The sequence below is a fragment of the Streptomyces sp. NPDC104226 genome (assembly GCF_055584085.1).
On record NZ_JBVJMS010000001.1, the window covers coordinates 327,283 to 346,688 of the forward strand.

At 71.1% G+C, this 19,406-nt stretch carries 19 protein-coding genes and 1 pseudogene; 10 read left to right on the top strand and 10 right to left on the bottom strand.

Going from position 1 to position 19,406, the window contains the following annotated elements:
* Positions 1 to 31 precede the first annotated feature (31 nt).
* From ACZ60J_RS01470 to ACZ60J_RS01490, 5 genes are all read left to right on the top strand, one after another.
* Positions 32 to 1,033 (top strand): carbohydrate ABC transporter permease, encoded by a 1,002-nt coding sequence (locus ACZ60J_RS01470; RefSeq protein WP_469677976.1) that lies wholly within the window; start codon positions 32 to 34, stop codon positions 1,031 to 1,033.
* Positions 1,030 to 1,950 (top strand): carbohydrate ABC transporter permease, encoded by a 921-nt coding sequence (locus tag ACZ60J_RS01475; RefSeq protein WP_469677978.1) that lies wholly within the window; start codon positions 1,030 to 1,032, stop codon positions 1,948 to 1,950. The genes ACZ60J_RS01470 and ACZ60J_RS01475 overlap by 4 nt, the downstream gene beginning before the upstream one ends.
* An 86-nt stretch (positions 1,951 to 2,036) precedes the next feature.
* Entirely contained in the window at positions 2,037 to 3,464 is a 1,428-nt protein-coding gene (locus tag ACZ60J_RS01480) for a GH1 family beta-glucosidase (protein WP_469677980.1), read from the top strand.
* A 116-nt stretch (positions 3,465 to 3,580) separates the two neighbouring features.
* Positions 3,581 to 3,907, top strand: a complete 327-nt coding sequence (locus tag ACZ60J_RS01485) for a hypothetical protein (protein WP_469677982.1) — start codon at positions 3,581 to 3,583, stop codon at positions 3,905 to 3,907.
* A gap of 106 nt (positions 3,908 to 4,013) precedes the next feature.
* Positions 4,014 to 4,445: a VOC family protein gene (locus tag ACZ60J_RS01490; RefSeq protein WP_469677984.1), complete on the top strand. Its 432-nt coding sequence runs from the start codon at positions 4,014 to 4,016 to the stop codon at positions 4,443 to 4,445.
* A 167-nt stretch (positions 4,446 to 4,612) separates the two neighbouring features.
* Here ACZ60J_RS01490 and ACZ60J_RS01495 read toward each other — a convergent pair whose 3' ends face one another.
* The 4 genes from ACZ60J_RS01495 to ACZ60J_RS01510 form a co-directional block, all read right to left on the bottom strand.
* Positions 4,613 to 5,149, bottom strand: a complete 537-nt coding sequence (locus ACZ60J_RS01495) for an LOG family protein (protein ID WP_469677986.1) — start codon at positions 5,147 to 5,149, stop codon at positions 4,613 to 4,615.
* A gap of 118 nt (positions 5,150 to 5,267) precedes the next feature.
* Complete coding sequence (locus tag ACZ60J_RS01500; protein ID WP_469677988.1) at positions 5,268 to 6,335, bottom strand: hypothetical protein; 1,068 nt, start codon at positions 6,333 to 6,335, stop codon at positions 5,268 to 5,270.
* Between the two features lie 138 nt (positions 6,336 to 6,473).
* Positions 6,474 to 7,772 carry an MFS transporter gene (locus tag ACZ60J_RS01505; RefSeq protein WP_469677990.1) on the bottom strand — a complete coding sequence of 433 codons (1,299 nt, stop codon included), beginning with the start codon at positions 7,770 to 7,772 and terminating at the stop codon, positions 6,474 to 6,476.
* Positions 7,769 to 8,308 carry an ArsR/SmtB family transcription factor gene (locus ACZ60J_RS01510; protein ID WP_469677992.1) on the bottom strand — a complete coding sequence of 180 codons (540 nt, stop codon included), beginning with the start codon at positions 8,306 to 8,308 and terminating at the stop codon, positions 7,769 to 7,771. Before ACZ60J_RS01510 ends, ACZ60J_RS01505 begins: the two co-directional genes overlap by 4 nt.
* Before the next feature lie 145 nt (positions 8,309 to 8,453).
* Here ACZ60J_RS01510 and ACZ60J_RS01515 point away from each other — a divergent pair, with 145 nt between their 5' ends.
* Entirely contained in the window at positions 8,454 to 9,218 is a 765-nt protein-coding gene (locus ACZ60J_RS01515) for a GNAT family N-acetyltransferase (protein WP_469679079.1), read from the top strand.
* A gap of 86 nt (positions 9,219 to 9,304) precedes the next feature.
* On the opposite strand, the gene ACZ60J_RS01520 is transcribed toward ACZ60J_RS01515, so the two are convergent.
* Positions 9,305 to 9,523 carry a hypothetical protein gene (locus tag ACZ60J_RS01520; protein ID WP_469677994.1) on the bottom strand — a complete coding sequence of 73 codons (219 nt, stop codon included), beginning with the start codon at positions 9,521 to 9,523 and terminating at the stop codon, positions 9,305 to 9,307.
* 122 nt (positions 9,524 to 9,645) lie between these two features.
* The gene (locus ACZ60J_RS01525) at positions 9,646 to 9,972 is read right to left on the bottom strand and encodes a hypothetical protein (RefSeq protein WP_469677996.1); all 327 of its coding nucleotides are present in this window, start codon (positions 9,970 to 9,972) and stop codon (positions 9,646 to 9,648) included.
* Positions 9,973 to 10,226: 254 nt separating this feature from the next.
* Between ACZ60J_RS01525 and ACZ60J_RS01530 the strand changes: the two genes are divergently transcribed.
* From ACZ60J_RS01530 to ACZ60J_RS01540, 3 genes are all read left to right on the top strand, one after another.
* Positions 10,227 to 11,489 (top strand): FAD-dependent oxidoreductase, encoded by a 1,263-nt coding sequence (locus ACZ60J_RS01530; protein WP_469677998.1) that lies wholly within the window; start codon positions 10,227 to 10,229, stop codon positions 11,487 to 11,489.
* 37 nt (positions 11,490 to 11,526) lie between these two features.
* Positions 11,527 to 11,937, top strand: coding sequence for a hypothetical protein (locus ACZ60J_RS01535; protein ID WP_469678000.1), 411 nt, complete (start codon positions 11,527 to 11,529; stop codon positions 11,935 to 11,937).
* A gap of 405 nt (positions 11,938 to 12,342) precedes the next feature.
* Positions 12,343 to 13,584: an amidohydrolase family protein gene (locus ACZ60J_RS01540; RefSeq protein ID WP_469679080.1), complete on the top strand. Its 1,242-nt coding sequence runs from the start codon at positions 12,343 to 12,345 to the stop codon at positions 13,582 to 13,584.
* 93 nt (positions 13,585 to 13,677) lie between these two features.
* Here the strand turns inward: ACZ60J_RS01540 and ACZ60J_RS01545 are convergent, their stop codons facing one another.
* Positions 13,678 to 14,751, bottom strand: coding sequence for a chitinase (locus tag ACZ60J_RS01545; protein ID WP_469679081.1), 1,074 nt, complete (start codon positions 14,749 to 14,751; stop codon positions 13,678 to 13,680).
* A gap of 84 nt (positions 14,752 to 14,835) precedes the next feature.
* Positions 14,836 to 15,387 (bottom strand): annotated as a pseudogene (locus ACZ60J_RS01550) (carbohydrate binding domain-containing protein); the annotation flags it as partial.
* A 188-nt stretch (positions 15,388 to 15,575) separates the two neighbouring features.
* Here ACZ60J_RS01550 and ACZ60J_RS01555 point away from each other — a divergent pair.
* Positions 15,576 to 16,073 carry a hypothetical protein gene (locus ACZ60J_RS01555; protein ID WP_469678002.1) on the top strand — a complete coding sequence of 166 codons (498 nt, stop codon included), beginning with the start codon at positions 15,576 to 15,578 and terminating at the stop codon, positions 16,071 to 16,073.
* Positions 16,074 to 16,076: 3 nt separating this feature from the next.
* On the opposite strand, the gene ACZ60J_RS01560 is transcribed toward ACZ60J_RS01555, so the two are convergent.
* Complete coding sequence (locus ACZ60J_RS01560) at positions 16,077 to 16,928, bottom strand: PRD domain-containing protein (RefSeq protein ID WP_469678003.1); 852 nt, start codon at positions 16,926 to 16,928, stop codon at positions 16,077 to 16,079.
* Positions 16,929 to 17,077: 149 nt separating this feature from the next.
* Positions 17,078 to 19,204 carry a glucose PTS transporter subunit IIA gene (locus ACZ60J_RS01565; RefSeq protein ID WP_469678004.1) on the bottom strand — a complete coding sequence of 709 codons (2,127 nt, stop codon included), beginning with the start codon at positions 19,202 to 19,204 and terminating at the stop codon, positions 17,078 to 17,080.
* Between the last annotated feature and the right edge of the window lie 202 nt (positions 19,205 to 19,406).

Consider the following 19,406-nt stretch of genomic DNA (forward strand, 5'->3'; position numbering starts at 1 on the left):
CCCTCCCGTCACGATCCCGAAGGGCCGCATCGTGTCCCCCACCTCCACCGCGAAGGCCGGTCCCCGCCCGGCCGGCCCCAGAACCGGAACCAGAACCGGACCCGGGACCGACCCGGACGACGGCCCGGCGGCCGCTCTCCGGCGCAGCTGGCGCAAGGCCTCCCCGTACGCCTACGTCGCCCCCTTCTTCACCCTGTTCCTCGCATTCGGCCTCTTCCCGCTCCTCTACACGGCGTTCGTCTCGCTCTACCGCGTCGAGCTCCAGACGAGCGGCGAGATGGAATGGCGGGGCATCGCCAACTACACCGCGCTCTTCGCCGACGAGTACTTCTGGACCTCGCTGCGCAACACCTTCACCATCGGTGTCCTGTCCACCGTGCCGCAGCTCGCCATGGCACTGGGCCTGGCCCACCTGCTCAACTACAAGCTGCGCGGGCGGACCTTCATCAGGACCGCGGTCCTGCTCCCCTACGCGACGTCCGTCGCCGCCGCCACGCTCGTCTTCGCGCAGCTCTTCGGCCGCGACTTCGGGCTGATCAACTACGTGATCGGGCTCGTCGGCATCGATCCGGTGGACTGGCAGACGGGCACGGTCGCCTCGCAGATCGCCGTGTCGTCGATCGTGATCTGGCGCTGGACCGGCTACAACGCGCTGATCTACCTGGCGGGCATGCAGTCGATCCCGCACGAGCTGTACGAGGCCGCGGAGATCGACGGGGCGTCCCGCTGGCGGCAGTTCCTCCACGTGACCCTTCCCGGGCTGCGGCCGACCATCGTCTTCACGGTGATCGTTTCCACGATCGGTGCGACCCAGCTCTTCGGTGAGCCGCTCCTCTTCGAGGGGTCGATGTCCGGCGGCATCTCACACCAGTACCAGACCCTCGGCCTGTACATGTACGAGCAGGGCTGGGGCTTCTTCCACCTGGGGCGGGCCGCGGCCATCGCCTGGGTGATGTTCGTCCTGATCGTGGTGCTGGTCGGGGTCAACGCCCTGATCGCGCGCCGCCGAGCACGCAAGGAGGCCGGCCGATGACCGCGCTCGCCCCACCGCCGAACGCGCCCGAGAAGCGCCGCCCGCCACGGGAGCAGCCCGGCAGGCACCCCCGGCTCCGCAAGGGCGGCGGGGCCGGGAGGACGATGTCGGGCGGCTGGATCAGCTACCTCGTCCTCGGAATCGCGCTGCTGGTCTCGGCGTTCCCCTTCTACTGGACGATCGTCGCCGCCAGCCGGTCCAACGCGGACCTGGCGCGGGTGCCGCCGAGCCTGCTGCCCGGCCCGAACCTGATCAGGAACTTCGAGGCCGTCCTCGAAGAGGCCGACATCGGCAAGGCGCTCCTGAACTCGCTGATCGTCTCCGGCTCGATCACCGTGGGCACGGTGCTCTCCTGCACGCTGGCCGGCTTCGCCTTCGCCAAGCTGAGGTTCCGGGGCCGCGGCGCCCTGCTCGCCCTGACGATCGGGACGATGATGATCCCGCCGCAGCTCGGCGTGATTCCGCTGTTCATGCTGATCGCCAAACTCCAGTGGGTGAACCAGCTCCAGGCGGTGATCCTGCCGGGTCTGGTGTCGGCGTTCGGGGTGTTCTTCATGCGCCAGTACCTGATCCAGTCGCTGCCGGACGAGCTGATCGAAGCGGCCCGCGTGGACGGGGCCTCCACGGCCCGCATCTTCTGGTCGATCGTGATCCCGATCGCGCGGCCGGGGATGGCGGTGCTCGGGATGCTCACGTTCATGACCGCCTGGAACGACTTCTTCTGGCCGGTCGTCGCGCTGTCCTCACAGGAGCCGACCGTGCAGGTCGCGCTGCGGCAGCTCGGCGGCGGGTACGTCAACGACCAGTCGGTGATCATGGCCGGCACGCTGCTCGGCACCCTGCCGGTCCTGCTCGTCTTCGGCCTGCTGGGCCGGCAGATCGTCGGCGGCATCATGCAGGGCGCGGTGAAGGGCTGAGGCCTTCCCTCCTCAGGAGCTCGGCCCCACCGGCCCCACTCGATCCCCCTCCTCCTCCCTCCCACTTCCTGGAGTGTGTCCGTCTCATGACCGCTGTCGATGCACGCCCGGCGACCTCCACGGGCACCCGCCCCGAGACCGGGACGGGGCTCCGTTTCCCCACCGGATTCCGTTGGGGCACGGCCACCGCCGCCTACCAGATCGAGGGGGCGGCCACCGAGAACGGCCGGACGCCGTCCATCTGGGACACCTTCAGCCGCACGCCCGGCAAGGTCCGCAACGGTGACACCGGTGACATCGCCGCCGACCACCTGCACCGGATGCCGGACGACGTGAAGCTGATGAAGGAGCTCGGCGTCACGGACTACCGTTTCTCCGTCTCCTGGCCCCGGGTCCAGCCGACGGGGCGGGGCCCGGCCGTGGAGCGCGGGCTGGACTTCTACCGCCGCCTGGTCGACGAGCTGCTGGCGAACGGCATCAGGCCGGTCGCAACCCTCTACCACTGGGACCTTCCGCAGGAACTGGAGGACGCGGGCGGCTGGCCGGAACGGGACACCGCGCACCGGTTCGCGGAGTACGCGGGCCTGGTGGCCCGGGCGCTCGGCGACCGGGTGCCCACCTGGACGACCCTGAACGAGCCCTGGTGCGGGGCGTTCCTCGGGTACGGGAACGGGGTCCACGCCCCCGGCCGCACCAGTGACCTCGCCGCGCTGCGTGCGGCCCACCACTTCAACCTGGCGCACGGCGCCGCGGCCCGCGTCCTGCGCGACCGCCTCCCGGCCTCCGCCGAGATCTCCCTGACCCTGAACCTCCACGCCCTGCGCCCGCTGACGGACACGGCGGCGGACCGGGAGGCGGTGCGCCGGATCGACGCGGTGGCGAACCGGATCTTCCTGGACCCGGTCTTCCACGGGCGGTTGCCGCAGGACCTGGTGGCGGACACGGCGGGGGTGACGGACTGGTCGTTCGTCCGGGACGGCGACCTGCAGATCACGTCCGCCCCGATCGACTCGCTGGGCATCAACTACTACTCCCCCAGCGTGGTTTCGGCAGGCTCCTCCCCCTCGCCGGCCCCCTGGGCGGGCGCCGAGAAGCACGTGGCGTTCACCCCTGCGGAGGGCCCGCGCACGGCGATGGACTGGCCGGTGGACGCGAGCGGCCTGTACGAGCTGCTGACCCGGCTGCGCGACGAACTCCCGCACCTGCCGCTCCTGGTGACGGAGAACGGTGCGGCGTACGACGACTACGCGGACCCGGAGGGCCGGGTCCACGACCCGGAGCGGGTGGCGTACCTCGACGCACACCTGACGGCCGTGCACCGGGCGATCGCGGACGGCGTGGACGTGCGCGGCTACTTCCTGTGGAGCCTGCTGGACAACTTCGAGTGGGCGTACGGCTACAGCAAGCGCTTCGGCATCGTCCACGTGGACTTCGCGTCCCAGCGCCGGACGGTGAAGGACAGCGCCCGCTGGTACGCGGAGGTGATCGCCCGGGGCGGACTGGAGCGAAGCTGAGGGGGGTCCCTCCCGACCGGCGGCCCCGCGAACGTCCCGGGGCCGCCGGGCAGGGCCACCGGACAGAGCCCTCGAACAGACCTCTACGACGGCTGTCCGCGTCGTACGCTCGGGCGGTGCACGAGAACGAGATCAAACTCAAGGCCATCGCCGCACTCACCGCCCTGCGCTCGGACGTCGGCGAAGACCTGGCCTCCGACCTGCTCGCCGAAGTGACCCCCACTCACTTCCTGGTGCCGGCGGACGCGGACCCCGAGGAAGTCGGCGGCGCCGTGCTCGATCAGCTCTCCGGGCCGCTGAGCGCGCTGGTCAACGGGTTCATCGCCGCCTTCGCGGCCGTCGCCTACGCGTACGACGAAACCGGCGCGGAGCCCGGAACCGACTCGATCCTCCAGGAACTCGCCCTCCGCCTCGCCCGCGAGGACGGCCGGCCGGCGCCCTGACACCGCCGACTTCTCTGCCTGCATACCGCGTTTCGGCTCGCACACCGGCATCCGGTGGGCGACGGTGGACCTGCCCTGCTGCATTCGTGTTCCGAGGAGAACCGTCATGAACTGGACGCTCGAAGTGGTGCTGGTCCCCGTCACCGACATGGACCGGTCGAAGGAGTTCTACGCCGACAAGGTCGGCTTCACCCTCGACCTCGACACCGAGGTCGCACCCGGTATCCGCATCATCCAGCTGACCCCGCCCGGCTCGCGCTGTTCGATCGCGCTGGAGCACGGGATGCCCCCGGCACCCGGAACGCGCCAGATGGCACCGGGGACGCTGCAGGGCGTGCAGCTGTGCGTCACCGACATCGAGGCCGCGCGGAAGGAGCTGGCGGAGCGCGGTGTGGAGGTGTCGCCGGTGCGGCACGTCGGCGAGAAGGGCTGGGAGGACGGAAAGGGCGACACCTGGAACTCCTTCCTGACCTTCACGGACCCCGACGGCAACGGCTGGGTGGTCCAGGAGGCACCCTCGGAGCTGTCGGAACGCTGACGGCAGGCCGTCTCTTTCGGATCTTGTCGGCCGAGCCCGCGGTGTCCGGTGCCGTGCCTGGGCGTGCTGCCGGGGCGCTCGCGTACTGGGCGTACGTGGTCGCCCCGGCAGTGCGGCCAGGCACGGCACCAGACGCCGCGGGCCCGGCAAGATCCGAAAGAGACGGCCTAGGCGCCGGCGTTCCCCTCCAGGTGGGCGAGCGCCGCGCCGGGCTCCTCGGCGAAGAACACGAGGTCGGTCAGGGGCAGGGGGAGGAAGCCCTCTTCCTCCATGCGCCGGAACTGCTCCTTGAGGCCGTCGTAGAACCCCGCCGTGTTCAGGATCACCACCGGCTTCGTGGTCTTCCCGTGCTTCTTGAGCTCGAGGATCTCGGTCGCCTCGTCCAGCGTCCCGGTCCCGCCGACCAGGATGGCGACCGCGTCGGCCTTGGCCAGGAGCAGCGCCTTGCGTTCGGCGAGGTCTGCCGCGATCACCATGTCGTCGGCGTTCTTACGGGCCTTCGCCGCGAGGAAGTCGACGGAGACGCCGACGAGCCGCCCGCCCGCCTCCTGGACGCCGTCCGCGACCACCTTCATCAGGCCGCTCTCGGAGCCGCCCCACACCAGCGTGTGACCGCCCCTGCCGAGGAGCTCGGCGAACTCCCGGGCCGGGAGCGTGTAGCGCTCGTCGAGTTCGGCGGCCGAGAGGAAGACGCAAATGTTCATGCCCCGACAGTACGAGGCGAGGCACCGGCGGTGGTGCGCGGGCCGGTGAACGGCGACCGGGACCTGCGCGTGGACTGCGCCGCACACCAGTCGTCCTTCGGCGTGCGACCGGTCGGCCTCACGGGCGGCGGCAGACGTCGGACAGGATGACGGAGAGCTCGTGCACGACCTCCTCGACGGCCACGACCTGCGCGCGGACCGGTGCGGGCAGGCGCGCGCGCTCCCACAGCGCCACCGGCTGATCCGCGGGGCGGGCCGCCCACAGCTTCTCGAGGTCGACCGCCATGGACTCCGTCGTCCGCACGGCCTCGGTCGCCACGGAGCCGACAGCGCTGCCCAGCGGGTCTCCGGTGTCGCCCAGGGGGCCGTACGCCGTGAACTCGGGCAGCTCGGTGACGGCGAGGTAGGTGGAGCCGATGTGGGGCATCCGCAGCACCCGCTGCACCCAGGCCGGCCCGGCAGACCCCTCGGGCAGGCTCGGAAAGTCCGGCTCGGCGGCCAACGTGCCGTGCAGGATCTCCGCGAACCTCCGGTGTCCGCCGGTGGGAGCCCAGAGCCCGCCGCGCAGGGCCACTTCGAGCCGCTCGACCCGGGCCCGGGCCCGGGACACGGGGCCCGCCCAGTCCGGCTCGAGGTCCGGGATCCCGGCGGCCCGCACGGCGCGGGCCCGGTCTCCGATCGTCAGCGGGGGCGGCTCGGTACCGTCGCCGGTGTCCCCCGGCTCCCCTTCGCAGGCCATGTGCGACGCGATATGGTCGGCGAGGACCTGGCCGGCCAGGCGCTGGCGCCTCTCGTCCCCGACGAGCTCGAGCCAGCCCGCTTCCGTTCGCTCCCCCGCCTCCCCGGTCTCCAGCGGGCCCCGGTGGAGGCGCGCGGTGTGGGCGCCGTCGACCCAGCCGATCAGGGCGGGCAGTTCGACGTCGTCGACCAGGACGTCCGCCTCGCGGGCGGCGCGGCTCGCCGCGAGCGCCAGCAGCGCGACGACGCGCATCCACACGGAGTTGAACTCCGCCGCGCCGGGCGCGTCCGGCCGGCCCGGACGCGGTCCCCTCGGGCCAGGCTCCGCCCGGTTGTCGTAACCGGTCGACCACACCACCAACGCGCCGCAGGTCAGCACGGCCCGCCGCCACGCCACCATCCCGTACGCGTGCGCGTTGCGCCGCTCCCAGTCCTGCCCGTCGGCCACGATCCACCCCTCCCCGGGGGTCGGCCTCCTGCCGATCCCGGGGGAGGCTAACCGCCGTTTCCGTAAAGCGCCCAAGATCCTACCGACCGTGCCGACCCCGACTCGGTCGCTCCGGGAATCCGCGGCTCCGCGACTCCGTCACGAAGATCCAGGTGCGCCCGCCCGGACGGGGTCCTCGGATTCCGGGTCACCCGGACCGTCCGCCTCGGCGGCGGCGAGCAGTGCCGCCTCGACCCGGCGGTTGCTGGTCATGGTCGCCGTGACGGCGGTCATGGCGAGGAGGAGGCCGGAGGCGGCGTAGAGCGGGGTGCGCACGTCGTACGCGGTGGCCAGCCAGCCGCCGAAGAACGCGCCGAACGGGGCGGCGCACATGGCAAGCATGCGGGACGTGGAGGCGACCCGGCCCATCAGGTGGGCCGGGACGATCGCCTGCCGCAGGGAGGGTGCGAGCACCATCGTGGCGCCCATGCCGGCCCCGCAGACCGCGAGCGCGAAACCGGCCACGTACGGGTTCTGGGCCGTGGCCAGCCCCAGAACGGCCAGTCCCTCGACCGCGGCAGTGCAGGTCAGTGCGGTGCCGGTGCCGAGTCGCCGGCCGAGGAAGGAGGCGATGGCTGCGCCGAGCAGGCCGCCGGTGGCCTCCGCCGTCAGGAGCAGGCCGAAGCCGAAGGTGTCGATGCCGAGGCGGTCGTGCGCGAAGAGGGCGAGCACGGTTTCGACGGCGACGAAGGCGATGTTCCCGACCGCCGGGCGGAGCGCGAGCCCGAGCAGCAACCGGTCCCGGAAGACGTACGAGGCTCCGGCCCGCGCCTGCCGGAGCAGCGACTCGCGGTCCTTCGCCGGTACGGGCCGGGGCCCGGCGGGCAGCGATCGTACGAGCAGCGCGGAGAGGGCGAAGGACACCGAGTCGGCGAGCAGCGGAACCGCCCTCCCCAGCGCGAGCATCGCGCTGCCCGCGGGCGGCCCGGCGAAGCCGGACGCGGCGGTCTGGGCCCCGCGCAGGCGGGAGTTGGCGCGCTCGAGGAGTACGGGGTCACGGCCGAGGAGGTCCGGCAGATAGGCCGTGGCGGCCGTGTCGAAGAAGAGTCCGCCGACGCCGAGCAGGAAGGCGACGGCCGCGAGCAGCGGAATGCTCAGTACGTCGAACACGGCCGCTGCCGCCGGTATCGCGAGCAGCACCGCACGCGCCGCGTCCGCGACCCACATCGTGCGCCGGCGGTCCCAGCGGTCCACCAGCGCCCCGCCGAGGATTCCGAAGAGCAGCCACGGCAGCGTCCCGGCGGCCGTGACGACGGCGAGCGCCATCGGATCCCGCGTCAAGGTCAGCGCGAGCAGCGGCAGCGCGGCGTGCGTGACCCCGTCGCCGAGCGAGGACACGGTCTGCGCGGTCCACAGCCGCCCGAAGCCGGTCGGCAACTTCTTCACGTCCGAGGTCACTTGGCCTCCCCTTCCGCTTGCACCTGCGATGCCGGCCGGAACAGTGCGAAGACGAACGACACGTCCGGCAGCTCCGGATCGGACAGCTCCCGGTACTCGCCGACCAGAGCCTCCAGGCGTGCTCCCAGCTCCGCGAACCGCTCCTCGGTGAGCCTCAGGTGCGCCATCCCGACGTGCCGCTCGCCTTCTCGGGGCGCCGCCTCGAGGTCCGCGACCGCGTGCCGCATCAGAAGGTCCGGCCCTCCCTCGCCGGGGTCCGGGAGCACGATCGACCGCGCGGCCATCGCGTAGTACCGCTCGGTGACCCCCCGGACCTTCCGCGTCCGCACCACCTTGACCAGGCCGGCCCGCTCCAGCAGCCGCACGTGATAGCTGGAACTCCCCTTGGCCAGGCCCACCCGCGTGGCGATCTGCGTGATGGTCGCCGGCTCGAAGCGGAGCACGGACATGATCCGGTGGCGCGCCAGGTTGGAGACGGCGCGCAGCTGTTCGTCGGTGGTGACGTGAAACGTCTCGGGAACCTCTTCGGCTGGCATGCCCTCAATGGTCAAGGAGTCTTGACCATTGAGCAAGAGCACCCGCGCGACACTGCCGAAAATCGCCTGCGGCCTTTCCTTGGTTGTGCTGGGATCAATGACCATGAACGATCATTTCTTGGATGAAGCCGACTTGGCGGACAGGATGGAGCAGAACCTGGCGGAACACGCCTGTCATCTGCACCGAAGGATGTCCGGCGCGATCGTCACTGCGCCTGGTGACGTCCTGGTCGCGGACAGCGGCCTGGACGACGACACGTTCAACATCGTGGCCGCGGCCCGCTTCACCGACGCCGACGCCACGGCCCGCATCACCGGGACCCTCGGAGCGCTGGCCGGTACCGGCCGCAGCTTCTCCTGGTGGGTGGGGCCCGCCTCGGCGCCGGCCGACCTCACGGCACGCCTGACGGCAGCCGGCCTGCCGGTGTCCGAACGGGAGACGGCGATGTGGGCCGAACTGGACGATGCGCTGCCGCCCGCCGACGCGCCGGGCCTGGACATCCGGGTGGTGACCACGCCCGAACAGCTCGCCGACTACGCGACGGTCCTGGCCGCGAACTGGAACCCACCCGCCGAAACCGTCCGGCGTTTCTTCGCCCGAGCCGCTCCGCAGGCGCTGGACGCGACCTGCCCGGCCCGCTACCTGGTGGGCTACGTGGAGAACCGTCCGGTCTGCTCCGCCGAGGTGTTCCACCACGCGGAGGTCGCCGGCATCTACAACATCTCCACCCTGGCCGCCCACCGCCGACGCGGCTACGGCGGGGCCATCACGCTCGCGGCACTTCACGCAGCCCGCGAGCGGGGCCACCGCATCGCGGTCCTACAGGCGTCGCCCGACGGAGAACCGGTCTACCGCCGCCTGGGGTTCCGCTCCTGCGGTCAGTTCGTCGAACATGCCGTCACCCCCTAGGACACTCGTCTTGCGAAAGTCCTGAGCCTCGAGGGCAGCCGCATGCGCGACACCCCGGTCAGTGTGTGACCGGGGTGTCCGGAGCCTTAGCGGCGGCGCTGGTGGGCGTCGCTCGCTGTGGGCGGCGCGCTGTGTATGACCATGGCGTTGAAGGAGGCGCGGTCCTGTGCCGCTTGCATGCGTGCCTGCTCCTCCATGCGGAGTCCCTCAGCCGTCTCCGTCGGCTTCCCGTTCCGACGCAGAAGCGTGACGATCAGCAGCAGAGCAAGGCCCCCCATTGCGCCGAACAGCACTATGAATGCCATGGTTGCCTCCCCGTATTGACGTGATCCAAGTATGGGTGCGGTCGCGGAGACTGACCATGGCTTGTCCGGCCGGTCGTGCGACTGCGTTCCTGCCGGTCGGCAACGGGCCGTGCCGCGAGTACCTAGGCGGACCTGCGGCGCATGAGCATGCGTACGACGAGGACGATCGCGAGCACCACGACGACGAGGAGCAGGATGATGATGAGGGTCTTGAAGAATCCACCCTTCTTCTTGCTCTTCTTTTTCTTCTTCTTGCCGGTGGTGGCCTGAACCCGCGAGGACTCCGGTGCGCGCAGCACGGTCACCGCGCCGGCGCCGGCGGCCAGGGGGCTCTGCTGGAGCGCCGCGGCCGCGGGAGCCTGGCGGGCCGCCGGTGCGGCCGCCGTGGCGGTCGCCGCCGGGCCCAGCAGCAGCCCGGCGAGCACGAGGAGCGGTACCAGTGTGGACATCGCCGCACGGGAACGCCTCTTCGGAGTGCGATGGATCGTCACTTCTTCCCCCTGTTGTTCGATGACCCGTCAAGGGCCCGGCAGAACGCGGGCTGACGGGGCCTTGCAGCATCGTCGGGGAGGGCGGCCGCCCCGGCAAGGGGTCTGCCGGCAGGGACACCGCGCGTCGTCTCCCCACGGGGAGCGGTGACGAGCAAGCTGGTGGGGTGGATACGTCGTCGGGTCGGCCGATGCCGGCGGAGGGAAGGGTTGCCGTGGAGCGTACGACCTGCTGTGTGGTGGGCGGCGGGCCCGCCGGGATGGTGCTCGCCCTGTTGCTCGCCCGGGCCGGGGTGGAGGTCACCGTGTTGGAGAAGCACGGCGACTTCCTGCGCGATTTCCGCGGAGACACCGTGCATCCGTCCACCCTCTCCCTGCTGGACGACATCGGCCTCGCCGAGCGGTTCGCCCGGCTGCCGCAGCGGCGGGTGACCGCGGTGCAGCTGCCCGTCGGGCCCGACCGCTCCCTCGTCACGGTCGGGAACATCGGGGCGCTGCCCGGGAAGTACAACTACATCGCGATGGTTCCGCAGTGGGACCTGCTCGATCTGCTCGCCGACGAGGCGCGCAAGGAACCCTCCTTCCGGCTGCGGATGGACACCGAGGCGACCTCCTTCCTGATGGAGCAAGGGCGGGTCGCCGGCGTGCGGTACCGCACGGCGGACGGCGCCACCGGTGAGCTCAGGGCCACGCTGACCGTGGCCTGCGACGGCCGCGGCTCCTTCGCCAGGGAGCTGCCCGAGCTCGGCCTGGAGGGTTTCCCCTGCCCGATGGACGCCTGGTGGTTCCGGCTGCCGCGCCACGAGAGCGATCCCAGCGGGCTCGTGGGAGGCCTGGGCGAGCGGTTCTTCAGCGCGCTCATCGACCGCGGCGACTACTGGCAGTGCGCCGGGCTCATCCCCAAGGGAACCGACGCCGAGCGCCGCGCGGAGGGCCTGGACCGGTTCATGGCCCAGTTCACGCAGGCCGTCCCCTGGCTGGCCGACCGGGCGCACTCCGTCACCTCCTGGGACGAGGTCAAGCTGCTCGACGTACGGCTGGAGCGGCTGCGCCGCTGGCACCGGCCGGGGCTGCTGTGCATCGGCGACGCCGCGCATGCGATGTCGCCGGTCTTCGGCATCGGCATCAACCTCGCCGTACAGGACGCGGTGGCGGCGGCCCGCCACCTCGTGGGACCACTGCGTGCGGGGACGGTGGGGCTGCACGACGTACGGCGCGTACAACGGCGCCGCATGCCCACGACGGTGACGACCCAGGGGCTGCAACGCCTGGCCCACGCCCGGGTCATCGAACCCCTGCTGGCCGGGCGGACGGCCTTCGGCCACCCGCAGGTGGCGAAGCGGCTGACGGAGCTCGTCACCGACTCGCGATGGCTGAACCGGGTCCCGGCCTACTTCATCGCTTACGGGGCGCTGCGGGAGCGGCCGCCCGTGGAATCGCTGCGCGGCGCCGGCTCCTCGGGGCGGCCGGCGCGATGAGCCGCGCGGGTCCGTGTGCGGGGCTACGCTCCACAGGATGGAACGCACTGAGGTCCTCAAGCGAGTGATCGGCATCCTCACCGAAGCCCAGGACATCCGCCGGGCCGTCGAGTCCGAACGGGACACGAACGGACACGGCGGAGACGGGGACGAGGGCGGGGACGGTCACGGTGACATGAGCGGGGCAACGGCCAAAGTGGCCTCGACCCTCCTGAACGAGATGCTGCCGTCGATCAGCGTGCCGGCCGACGCCACTCCGCAGCAGGTCGCCACGGCGGTGGCCGAGGCACTCGGTCCGGCGCTGCACACGATGGTCTCCGGATTCAGCCTGGCATTCACGAGCCTCGCGATCGCTCACGACAGCGGGCGTACGGACGTGTCCGCGGTCGAGGTCCTCCAGGAACTCGCCCTCGAGATCGAGGCGGGGACCTACGACGAAGGGCCGTAGGCACGGTACGTCTCCCCGGCTGGAGGGGCGCCACCGACAAAGCTTCTACAGAATGTTGACGCACCTCTATCGGAAAGACCTCGGCCCGATGGACGATTCACGTACCCTCCCCCGCCTTCACCTGACCGGTCGTCAGCGCGGGGAAGAGCGGTCCCACCCTCGTTCGTTGGGAGGCCACACGCCATGAACCCGCTCAGCGAGTGTCCCGAACCCGTCCCGCCCCCCTTATCCGAACTCCGCTCACCCACGCCCTCGCCCGGGGCGCCCAGCCGGCGCGGCGTCCTGGGCGGGCTCGGAATGGCCGCGGCCGCCCCGCTCCTGGTGGGCGCCGGGAGGAGCCGGCCGCACGCAGGAACGCCCTCGGGTCAAGCCTTCGTCCTCCGGAACGCCGCACTCGTGCTCACGATGGACCCCGCCCTGGGCGACGGCCCCCTGGGGACGGTCGAGCACGCGGACGTCCACCTGCGGGGCGGCGCCGTCGCGGCCGTGGGCAGACGGTTGCCCACCCCGCCCGGCACCCGGGTGATCGATGCCGCCGGCCACCTGGTGATGCCGGGATTCGTCGACGTGCACACCCACCTGTGGCAGTCCTCGATGCGGGGCGGCTGCGCGGACCGCGACCTCTTCGGATGGCTGGCCGACTGCAACCGGGCGACGTTCTCCCGGATCACGCCCGCGGACATGTACCGCTTCGTCCGGCTCGGCGCCCTCGACTCCGTACAGTCCGGCGTGACCACGCTCGTGGACTGGGTGGACGCCCTCCCGTACGACACGACGGTCCAGTACGTGCGGGCCCTCGCCGACACGGGCGTGCGCTTCACCTACGCCATGTTCCAGGCCGAGCGCGAAGCCGCGCTGATCACCCGGACGAAGAAGGAGCTCCTCGACCCGCTCCCCCTCGCCTCCACCCAGGTCGCCACCCATGCCGCACGGGCCATCCGGGGGCTCAACCAGCTGCACTGGGAGATCGCCCGAGACCTCGGAGTCATGCTCAACAGCCATGTCCTCGAACGCTCCGAGCAGCGCGCGGACGACCCGGTCGGCACCCTCACGGACATCGGCGCGCTGGGGCCGCAGCTCCTGATGAACCACGCGGTCCACCTCACCGACGACGAGATCGCCGCGGTCGCCGCGCACGACGTGCGGGTCGCGCACTGTCCGCTCAGCAACATGCGCCTCGCCTCGGGGATCATGCGGCTGCCCGACCTCGGCCGACGCGGCGTCAAGACCGGGCTCGGCCAGGACGGCGGGACCAACGACACCTCGGACTTCTTCGGCCTCATGAAGGCGGCCATCGGTCTCCAGCGAGCACGCGCACTGGAGCCCTCCGTGTTCCCCCAGGTGCACGAGGTCCTGCGCCTCGCCACGCTGGGCGGCGCCGAGGCGATCGGCATGGCCGACACGGTGGGCTCCTTGACCCCCGGCAAGCGCGCCGACGTCATCGTGATCGACCCGGCCGCCCTCAACTTCGCGCCGCGGTTCGACTGGATCAACCAGATCGTCTTCAACGGCCGCCCGGAGAACGTCCGCGCGGTCTTCGTGGACGGCCGTCCCCTCAAGCTGGGCGGCCGGCTCGTCGACGTGGACACCGACCGCGTGGTCCGCGAGGCGGAGGCCGCGGCCACCCGCCTGCGCGCCGTTTCCTGAGCCGCACCGGAGCAGGGCCCCGGGGGCGCTCGACGCGCCTCCGGGGCCCTGCCCGTTCACTCCTGCATCACCCTGAGGATCAGCGGGGTGCGGTCAACGTCCCTGGAGGGACTTGACGTTGTCGCCGAAAGTCCAGCCCTTCGAGCCGTCCCAGTTGATCGACCAGGTCATGAGCCCCTTCAGCGAGCCGCCGAAGGCGTTCCACGACTGGCCGACCAGGCTCGGCGCCATGTAGCCGCCGCCCGCACCGGTCTGGGCCGGCAGGCCGGGGACCTGCTTGTCGTACGGCACCTTGATGGTGGTGCCCTGGATGGTCAGGCCGTTGTTCAGGCAGGTGGTCTGGGCGGTGAAGCCCTGGACGGTGCCGGCCTGGTAGGAGTCGCCGGAGCACCCGTACATGCTGCCGTTGTAGTACTGCATGTTCAGCCACCACAGCCGGCCGTTGTCGGCGTACTTCTTGATGATCGGCAGGTAGGAGCCCCAGATCGACCCGTAGGTGACGCTGCCGCCGGTGACGTAGGCGGTTTCGGGGGCCATCGTCAGGCCGAAGCCCGCGGGCATCTGGGCCAGCACGCCGTCGATGATGCGGATCAGGTTGGCCTGGGACGCGGACAGCGTGTTGATGTTGCCGCTTCCGGACAGGCCGGTCTCGATGTCGATGTCGATGCCGTCGAAGTTGTACTTCTTGAGGATCGGCACGACGGTCGCCACGAACTTGTCGGCGACCGTGCTGGAGCTCAGGTCGATGCCCGCGGTGGCGCCGCCGATCGACATCAGGATCGTCGCTCCGGCCGCCTTGGCCTGGCACATCTCGGCCGGGGTCGCGACCTTGACGCCGGTGTCCATGCCGTCCTGCCACTGGACCGTGCCGTCCGAGAGGATCACCGGGAACGCGGCGTTGATGACGTTGTAGCCGTGCGCGGCTATCCGGCTGTCCGTGATGGGGACCCAGCCCATGCCCGGGTGGACCCCGTTGGAAGCTCCGTCCCAGTTCTCCCAGTAGCCCTGCAGGACCTTGCCGGCCGGCTTGGGCTTCGTGGCGCAGGTCTCGCCGGGCGGGGTGGTGGTGGGGGGCGTCGTGGTCGGGGGCGTCGTGGTCGGCGGGGTGGTCGTCGGGGGCGTGGTGGTGGGAGGCGGGGTGGTGGGAGGCGTCGTGGTCGGCGGCACGGTCGGGCTGGGGCTGCTGCCGCCCGGACCGACGAGCGACACGTCGTCCGCGAGGTACGCGGGCTGCCCGTACCAGCCGTGCAGGTAGACGGTCACCGAGGTGGTGCTCGGCCCCGTGCTGAAGGCGACGCTGAGCTGGCCGTAGGACGGGCTGCTCGGCGTCCAGGTCGACGTGGTTCCGGTGAGGCCGGTGCCGGTGGCGCCCAGGTAGACGTAACTGCCCTGGACGTAGGCACTCAGCGTGTACTGGGAGTTGGGCTGGACGCTGATGGTCTGGGCGCACTGGGCGTTGTCCTGCCCGGACGGGGTCGCCTTGAGCGCGGAGGCCCCCGACCGGACCGGAGTGCCGACCGCCACCCCGGAGCCGCCGGAACAGGTCCAGGAGGAGAGGCCGTTCTCGAATCCGGGGTTGACCACCAGGTTGGTGGCGGCGGCCTCGTTCGTAGCGGCGCCGGCCGTGACGGCGCCCGCGGCGGCGATGCCGGCGCCGATGACGGCAGCGGCGCTCAATCCGGCGAGGGAGCGGTTCAGAACGGTCGCTCCGCGCTGGGTGCGGCCGGTCCGGTCCACGCGAGGGCCGAGGTCGGCCGACGGGCGCGGAGTACGTGATCTCCGACGGAACATGGTGTGCTCCATTCAGGCCGAGCGTCATGGACATGACCGACGCGTGGGGGTGCGACGCCCGGCTCCGGGTGAGGTGGGGACAGGTGGGGCTGTGCCGACCGGATCGTAGGAGCAACGACACGGCCGGTCAATAGGTCTGGACCAATAGCCGGATCGGGCGGGGCTTCTCAAGAGGGCCGACCGGGGCCCATGATGACGGGATGGCAGCCGGCGAGGACGTGCTCTGGGACGCGGCGGACAAGGAAGTGCGGGCTGTTTCCCTGCTGCGCCGCACGGCGGTGGCGGCATGCTGCCTCGGCTTCTTCGGCCTGGTGATGTGGGCCGAATCCGACGTCCGGTGGGCGGCGTGGGCAGCCGTGGCCTACGTACTCGCGGAGATCGCGTACGGGACCTGGGACCGGCGGCGCCTGGTCGAGGTGCGGATCGTCCCCGGCGGGGCGGCCGATGGCGCGCGGCTGCGCCTCCGCCGGGCCGGAGGACGGACGACGGAGCACGACCCCCGCCAGGTGACCCGGGTCCTCGTCATCCGCGACAACGTCGACGGCTCGGCGCGACTGCGACTGCGCGTGCGGGGAAGGCGGCTCTTCTTCGGCCGCCCCGGCCTCGCCCCAACGCTCACGCCCTGGCGGAGGACGTGCCCGCAAGCCGACGTCAGCGACAGGAACGCCCACTGGGGCATGCCCGGGATCCCCGACTAGGGTCTACGCCGTGGCGTCGTCCGGCTCCAGGGTCATGCGGGCCACGTGGAGCGCCAGGTAGGAGACCTCGTCCTCGCTCAGGTGCTCCCCCAGCCGGAGCTCGACGATCGTCGCCAGCTGCTGGGCGGTGCGGGTCGCCTCCGGGTAGTGCCGGCGGATGCCCTCGCCGATCGTCGACTCGTGCCCCTTCAGCTGCCGGTGCTGCTGGATTCGCACGAAGAGGTAGCGCACGTGGGTGATGAAACGCGCCGCGTTCAGGGACTCCTGGGAGACGGACAGCCCGTACCGCTCCCGCACGACGGCGAGCATCTGCTGGATGACCCCGGTCATGGTGTACGTGAAGGACAGGTCGCCCGTGGCGAATCCCGCGTTGACCAGGTGCAGGGCGAGCGCGATCGCCTCGGAGGGATCCAGCCGCGGGTCCACGCGCTCGTTGATCGCCTCCAGCAGGCGCTGCGCCTGGGCGAACTCCGCGGCGTACAGCGCCTGGACCTCCGCGCGCAGCGGGTACTCGACGACGATGCCCCGCGCCGCCCGGTCCAGCGCGCCCGCGACGTGGTCGGCGACGGCGATGGCCAGGGTCGGCCGGGTGGACTCGCGTCCCTCGATCCCGGATTCGTCGAGGGCGATCACGACGGCCCGCAGGACCTCCTCGTCGATGAGGGCGAGGACCTCGCTCAGGTGGTCGGGGTCGCGGCCGTCGGCCGGGACGAAGACGCGCACGATCAGTGCCGGGTCGACCGGCTTCCCCTGGCGGGAGCTGAAGCCGATCCCGCGCCCGGTGAGGATGACCTCCTGCCCCTTGTCGTCGCGCGCGAGGACCACGTTGTTATTGAGGACACGCAGCGCCTTCAACGCCTGCTCTCCTTCTCTTTCGCGGTCCGATTCTGACCAATGATCCCGCATTGTCTGCCACCCGTGCGCCACTCCCTCCCCGGATCCGCTCCGACGCGGGCCCGCACCACCGAAGTGGCGCGGGCCCGCGTCGGAGCGGTGGCTGCGCGTTACCGGCGTACGGTCACCACGGGGGCACCGGCGGCGACGGTCCGACCGGTGTGCGGCTCGACCGAGGTGAGGTCGGCGGTGTTGGTGACCGTCATGAGGGTGACGGTCGGGTGCTGCGCCGCGCGGACGGCGTCGAGGTCGACCTCGACGAGGAGGTCGCCTGCGGAGACCTGCCGGCCGGCCTCGGCACGGACGTCGAAGCCCTCCCCCTTCATCTTCACCGTGTCGATGCCGACGTGGACGAGCACCTCGACGCCGTCGGCGGTGCGGATTCCGAAGGCGTGGCCGGTTGCCGCGACGATGATCAGTTCTCCGTCGACCGGGGCGACGATGCGGCCGTCGGCCGGCTCGATGCCCACGCCTTCACCGAGTGCGCGGGAGGCGAAGACGGGGTCTCCGACCTCGTCGAGGTCGACGACACGGCCCGCGACCGGCGCGGCGAGCTCGACGGCCCGTGCGGCGGAGGAGGTGGAGGCGGAGGCGGGAGCACCGGCCTCCGGGGCGGAAACGGGGTCGGAAGAGGAACCGGAAGCGGAAGCGCCCGCGGCGGTCGCCGGTGCGCCGACGGTGACGAGCTCGCGGTCGTCGGCCACCACGGCCTCACCGCGGGCGGCGGCCTCTGCGGCGTCGCGCTCGGCGTTGGCCTCGGCGCGCTCCTGCGGGGTGCGGAAGTCGGAGAAGTACACGAGCGCCATCGACACGAAGAAGGAGGCCGTGATCGCGATGGTGTAGGTGCCCATCGGCGAGAAGACCGGGATGGTCAGCAGGGAGGTGAAGGCGAAGGCCTTGGTGTCCACACCGCCCAGGACGCCCACGATCACGCCGCCCACGAGGCAGCCGACGAGCATGCGCGGGTAGATCCGCTTGAAGCGCAGGTGGATGCCGTACAGCGAGGGCTCGGAGATGCCGCCGAGCAGACCCGCGGCCAGGGCGCCGACGGAGGTCTGGCGCATCTCCTTCTCGCGGTGGCGGATCGAGAGCAGCAGCACACCGGCGGTCGCGCCGAAGCAGGCGAAGTTCCATGCGCCCATGGGGCCCTGGATGAAGTCGTAGCCGAGGGTGTTGATGTTCACCAGCATCAGCGCGTTCAGCGGCCAGTGCAGGCCCAGCGGCACCAGGAAGGGGTACAGCAGCGGAATCATGATCGCGAAGACGATCGGGGCGTTGCCGTTCAGCCAGGACAGACCGGAACCGAGGCCGTTGCCCGCCCAGACGCCCATCGGGCCGATGAGGAAGGCGGTGATCGGGATCATGATCAGCATGCTGAAGAACGGTACGAAGACCAGGTGCACGGTCTCCGGGAAGATGCGCTGCAGTCCCTTGTAGACCAGGGCGAGCACGGCGACCATCAGCAGCGGCACGAAGACCTGGCCGCCGTAGTCGTTCAGCTGCATCGGCAGGCCGAACACGTGCGCCACGCACTCCTGGGTGCCGAGGGTGCCGTTGGTGGTGCAGGTGATGCCGGGGATCCCGGACTTGGGGTCGAGCATGCCCGTGAAGTTCGGGGTCATGACCGCGGCCATCACCGCGGCGCCCACCCACGGGTCGATCTTCAGCTTCTTGGCCGCGTTGTAGGCGACCATGATCGGCAGGAAGTAGAGCACCGAGCGCCACATCGCGTCGACGAAGACCCAGGTGGCGGACTTGTCCGCGGCGCGGAAGTCGACCACGCCCAGGGCGTCGAGGACGGAGGCGATCGCGATGATCAGCGAGGAGCCCAGCAGGACGCCCATGAGCGGGCGGAACGAGTCGGAGAGGTACTCGAAGAAGTTGTCGACCCAGGCGTAGCGGCCGCGGCTCTTGGCGCGCATCGCGGCCTTGACGTCGGCGTCGGACTTCGGGCCGGCCGTGCCGCCCCCTGCCATCGACGGCAGGTTCATGATCTCGGAGTAGACGCGTGCGACGGCTCCGCCGATCACGATCTGGAGGCGGTCACCGGACTGCGGCACGGTGGCCATGACGCCGCCGAGGGCATCGAGAGCGGCCGTGTCGGCCTTCGCACCGTCGTGGAGCTGGAAACGCAGCCTCGTCGCGCAGTGCGTGAGGCTCTCGATGTTCTCGGCTCCGCCGACGCCGCGGAGGATCTGCTCCGCGAGCGTGCCGGGTCCGGCTACGGGTGTGTTCATGATGCGTCCTTGCATCCTGGGGCGCTTGCCATCCTGCTTCGGTTCGCGATCTCTCACGCCCGGATCCGGGCAACAAAAAAGGCCCGGGTCGCGCACGCGGCGCTACCCAGGCCTTGCCTCCCCTCAAGCGGCGCACCGCCTTGGCGTCGCGAGGCGACGAAGGTGATGCCCTCGGGGAGTAACAATCCTGCGATCGAGATCG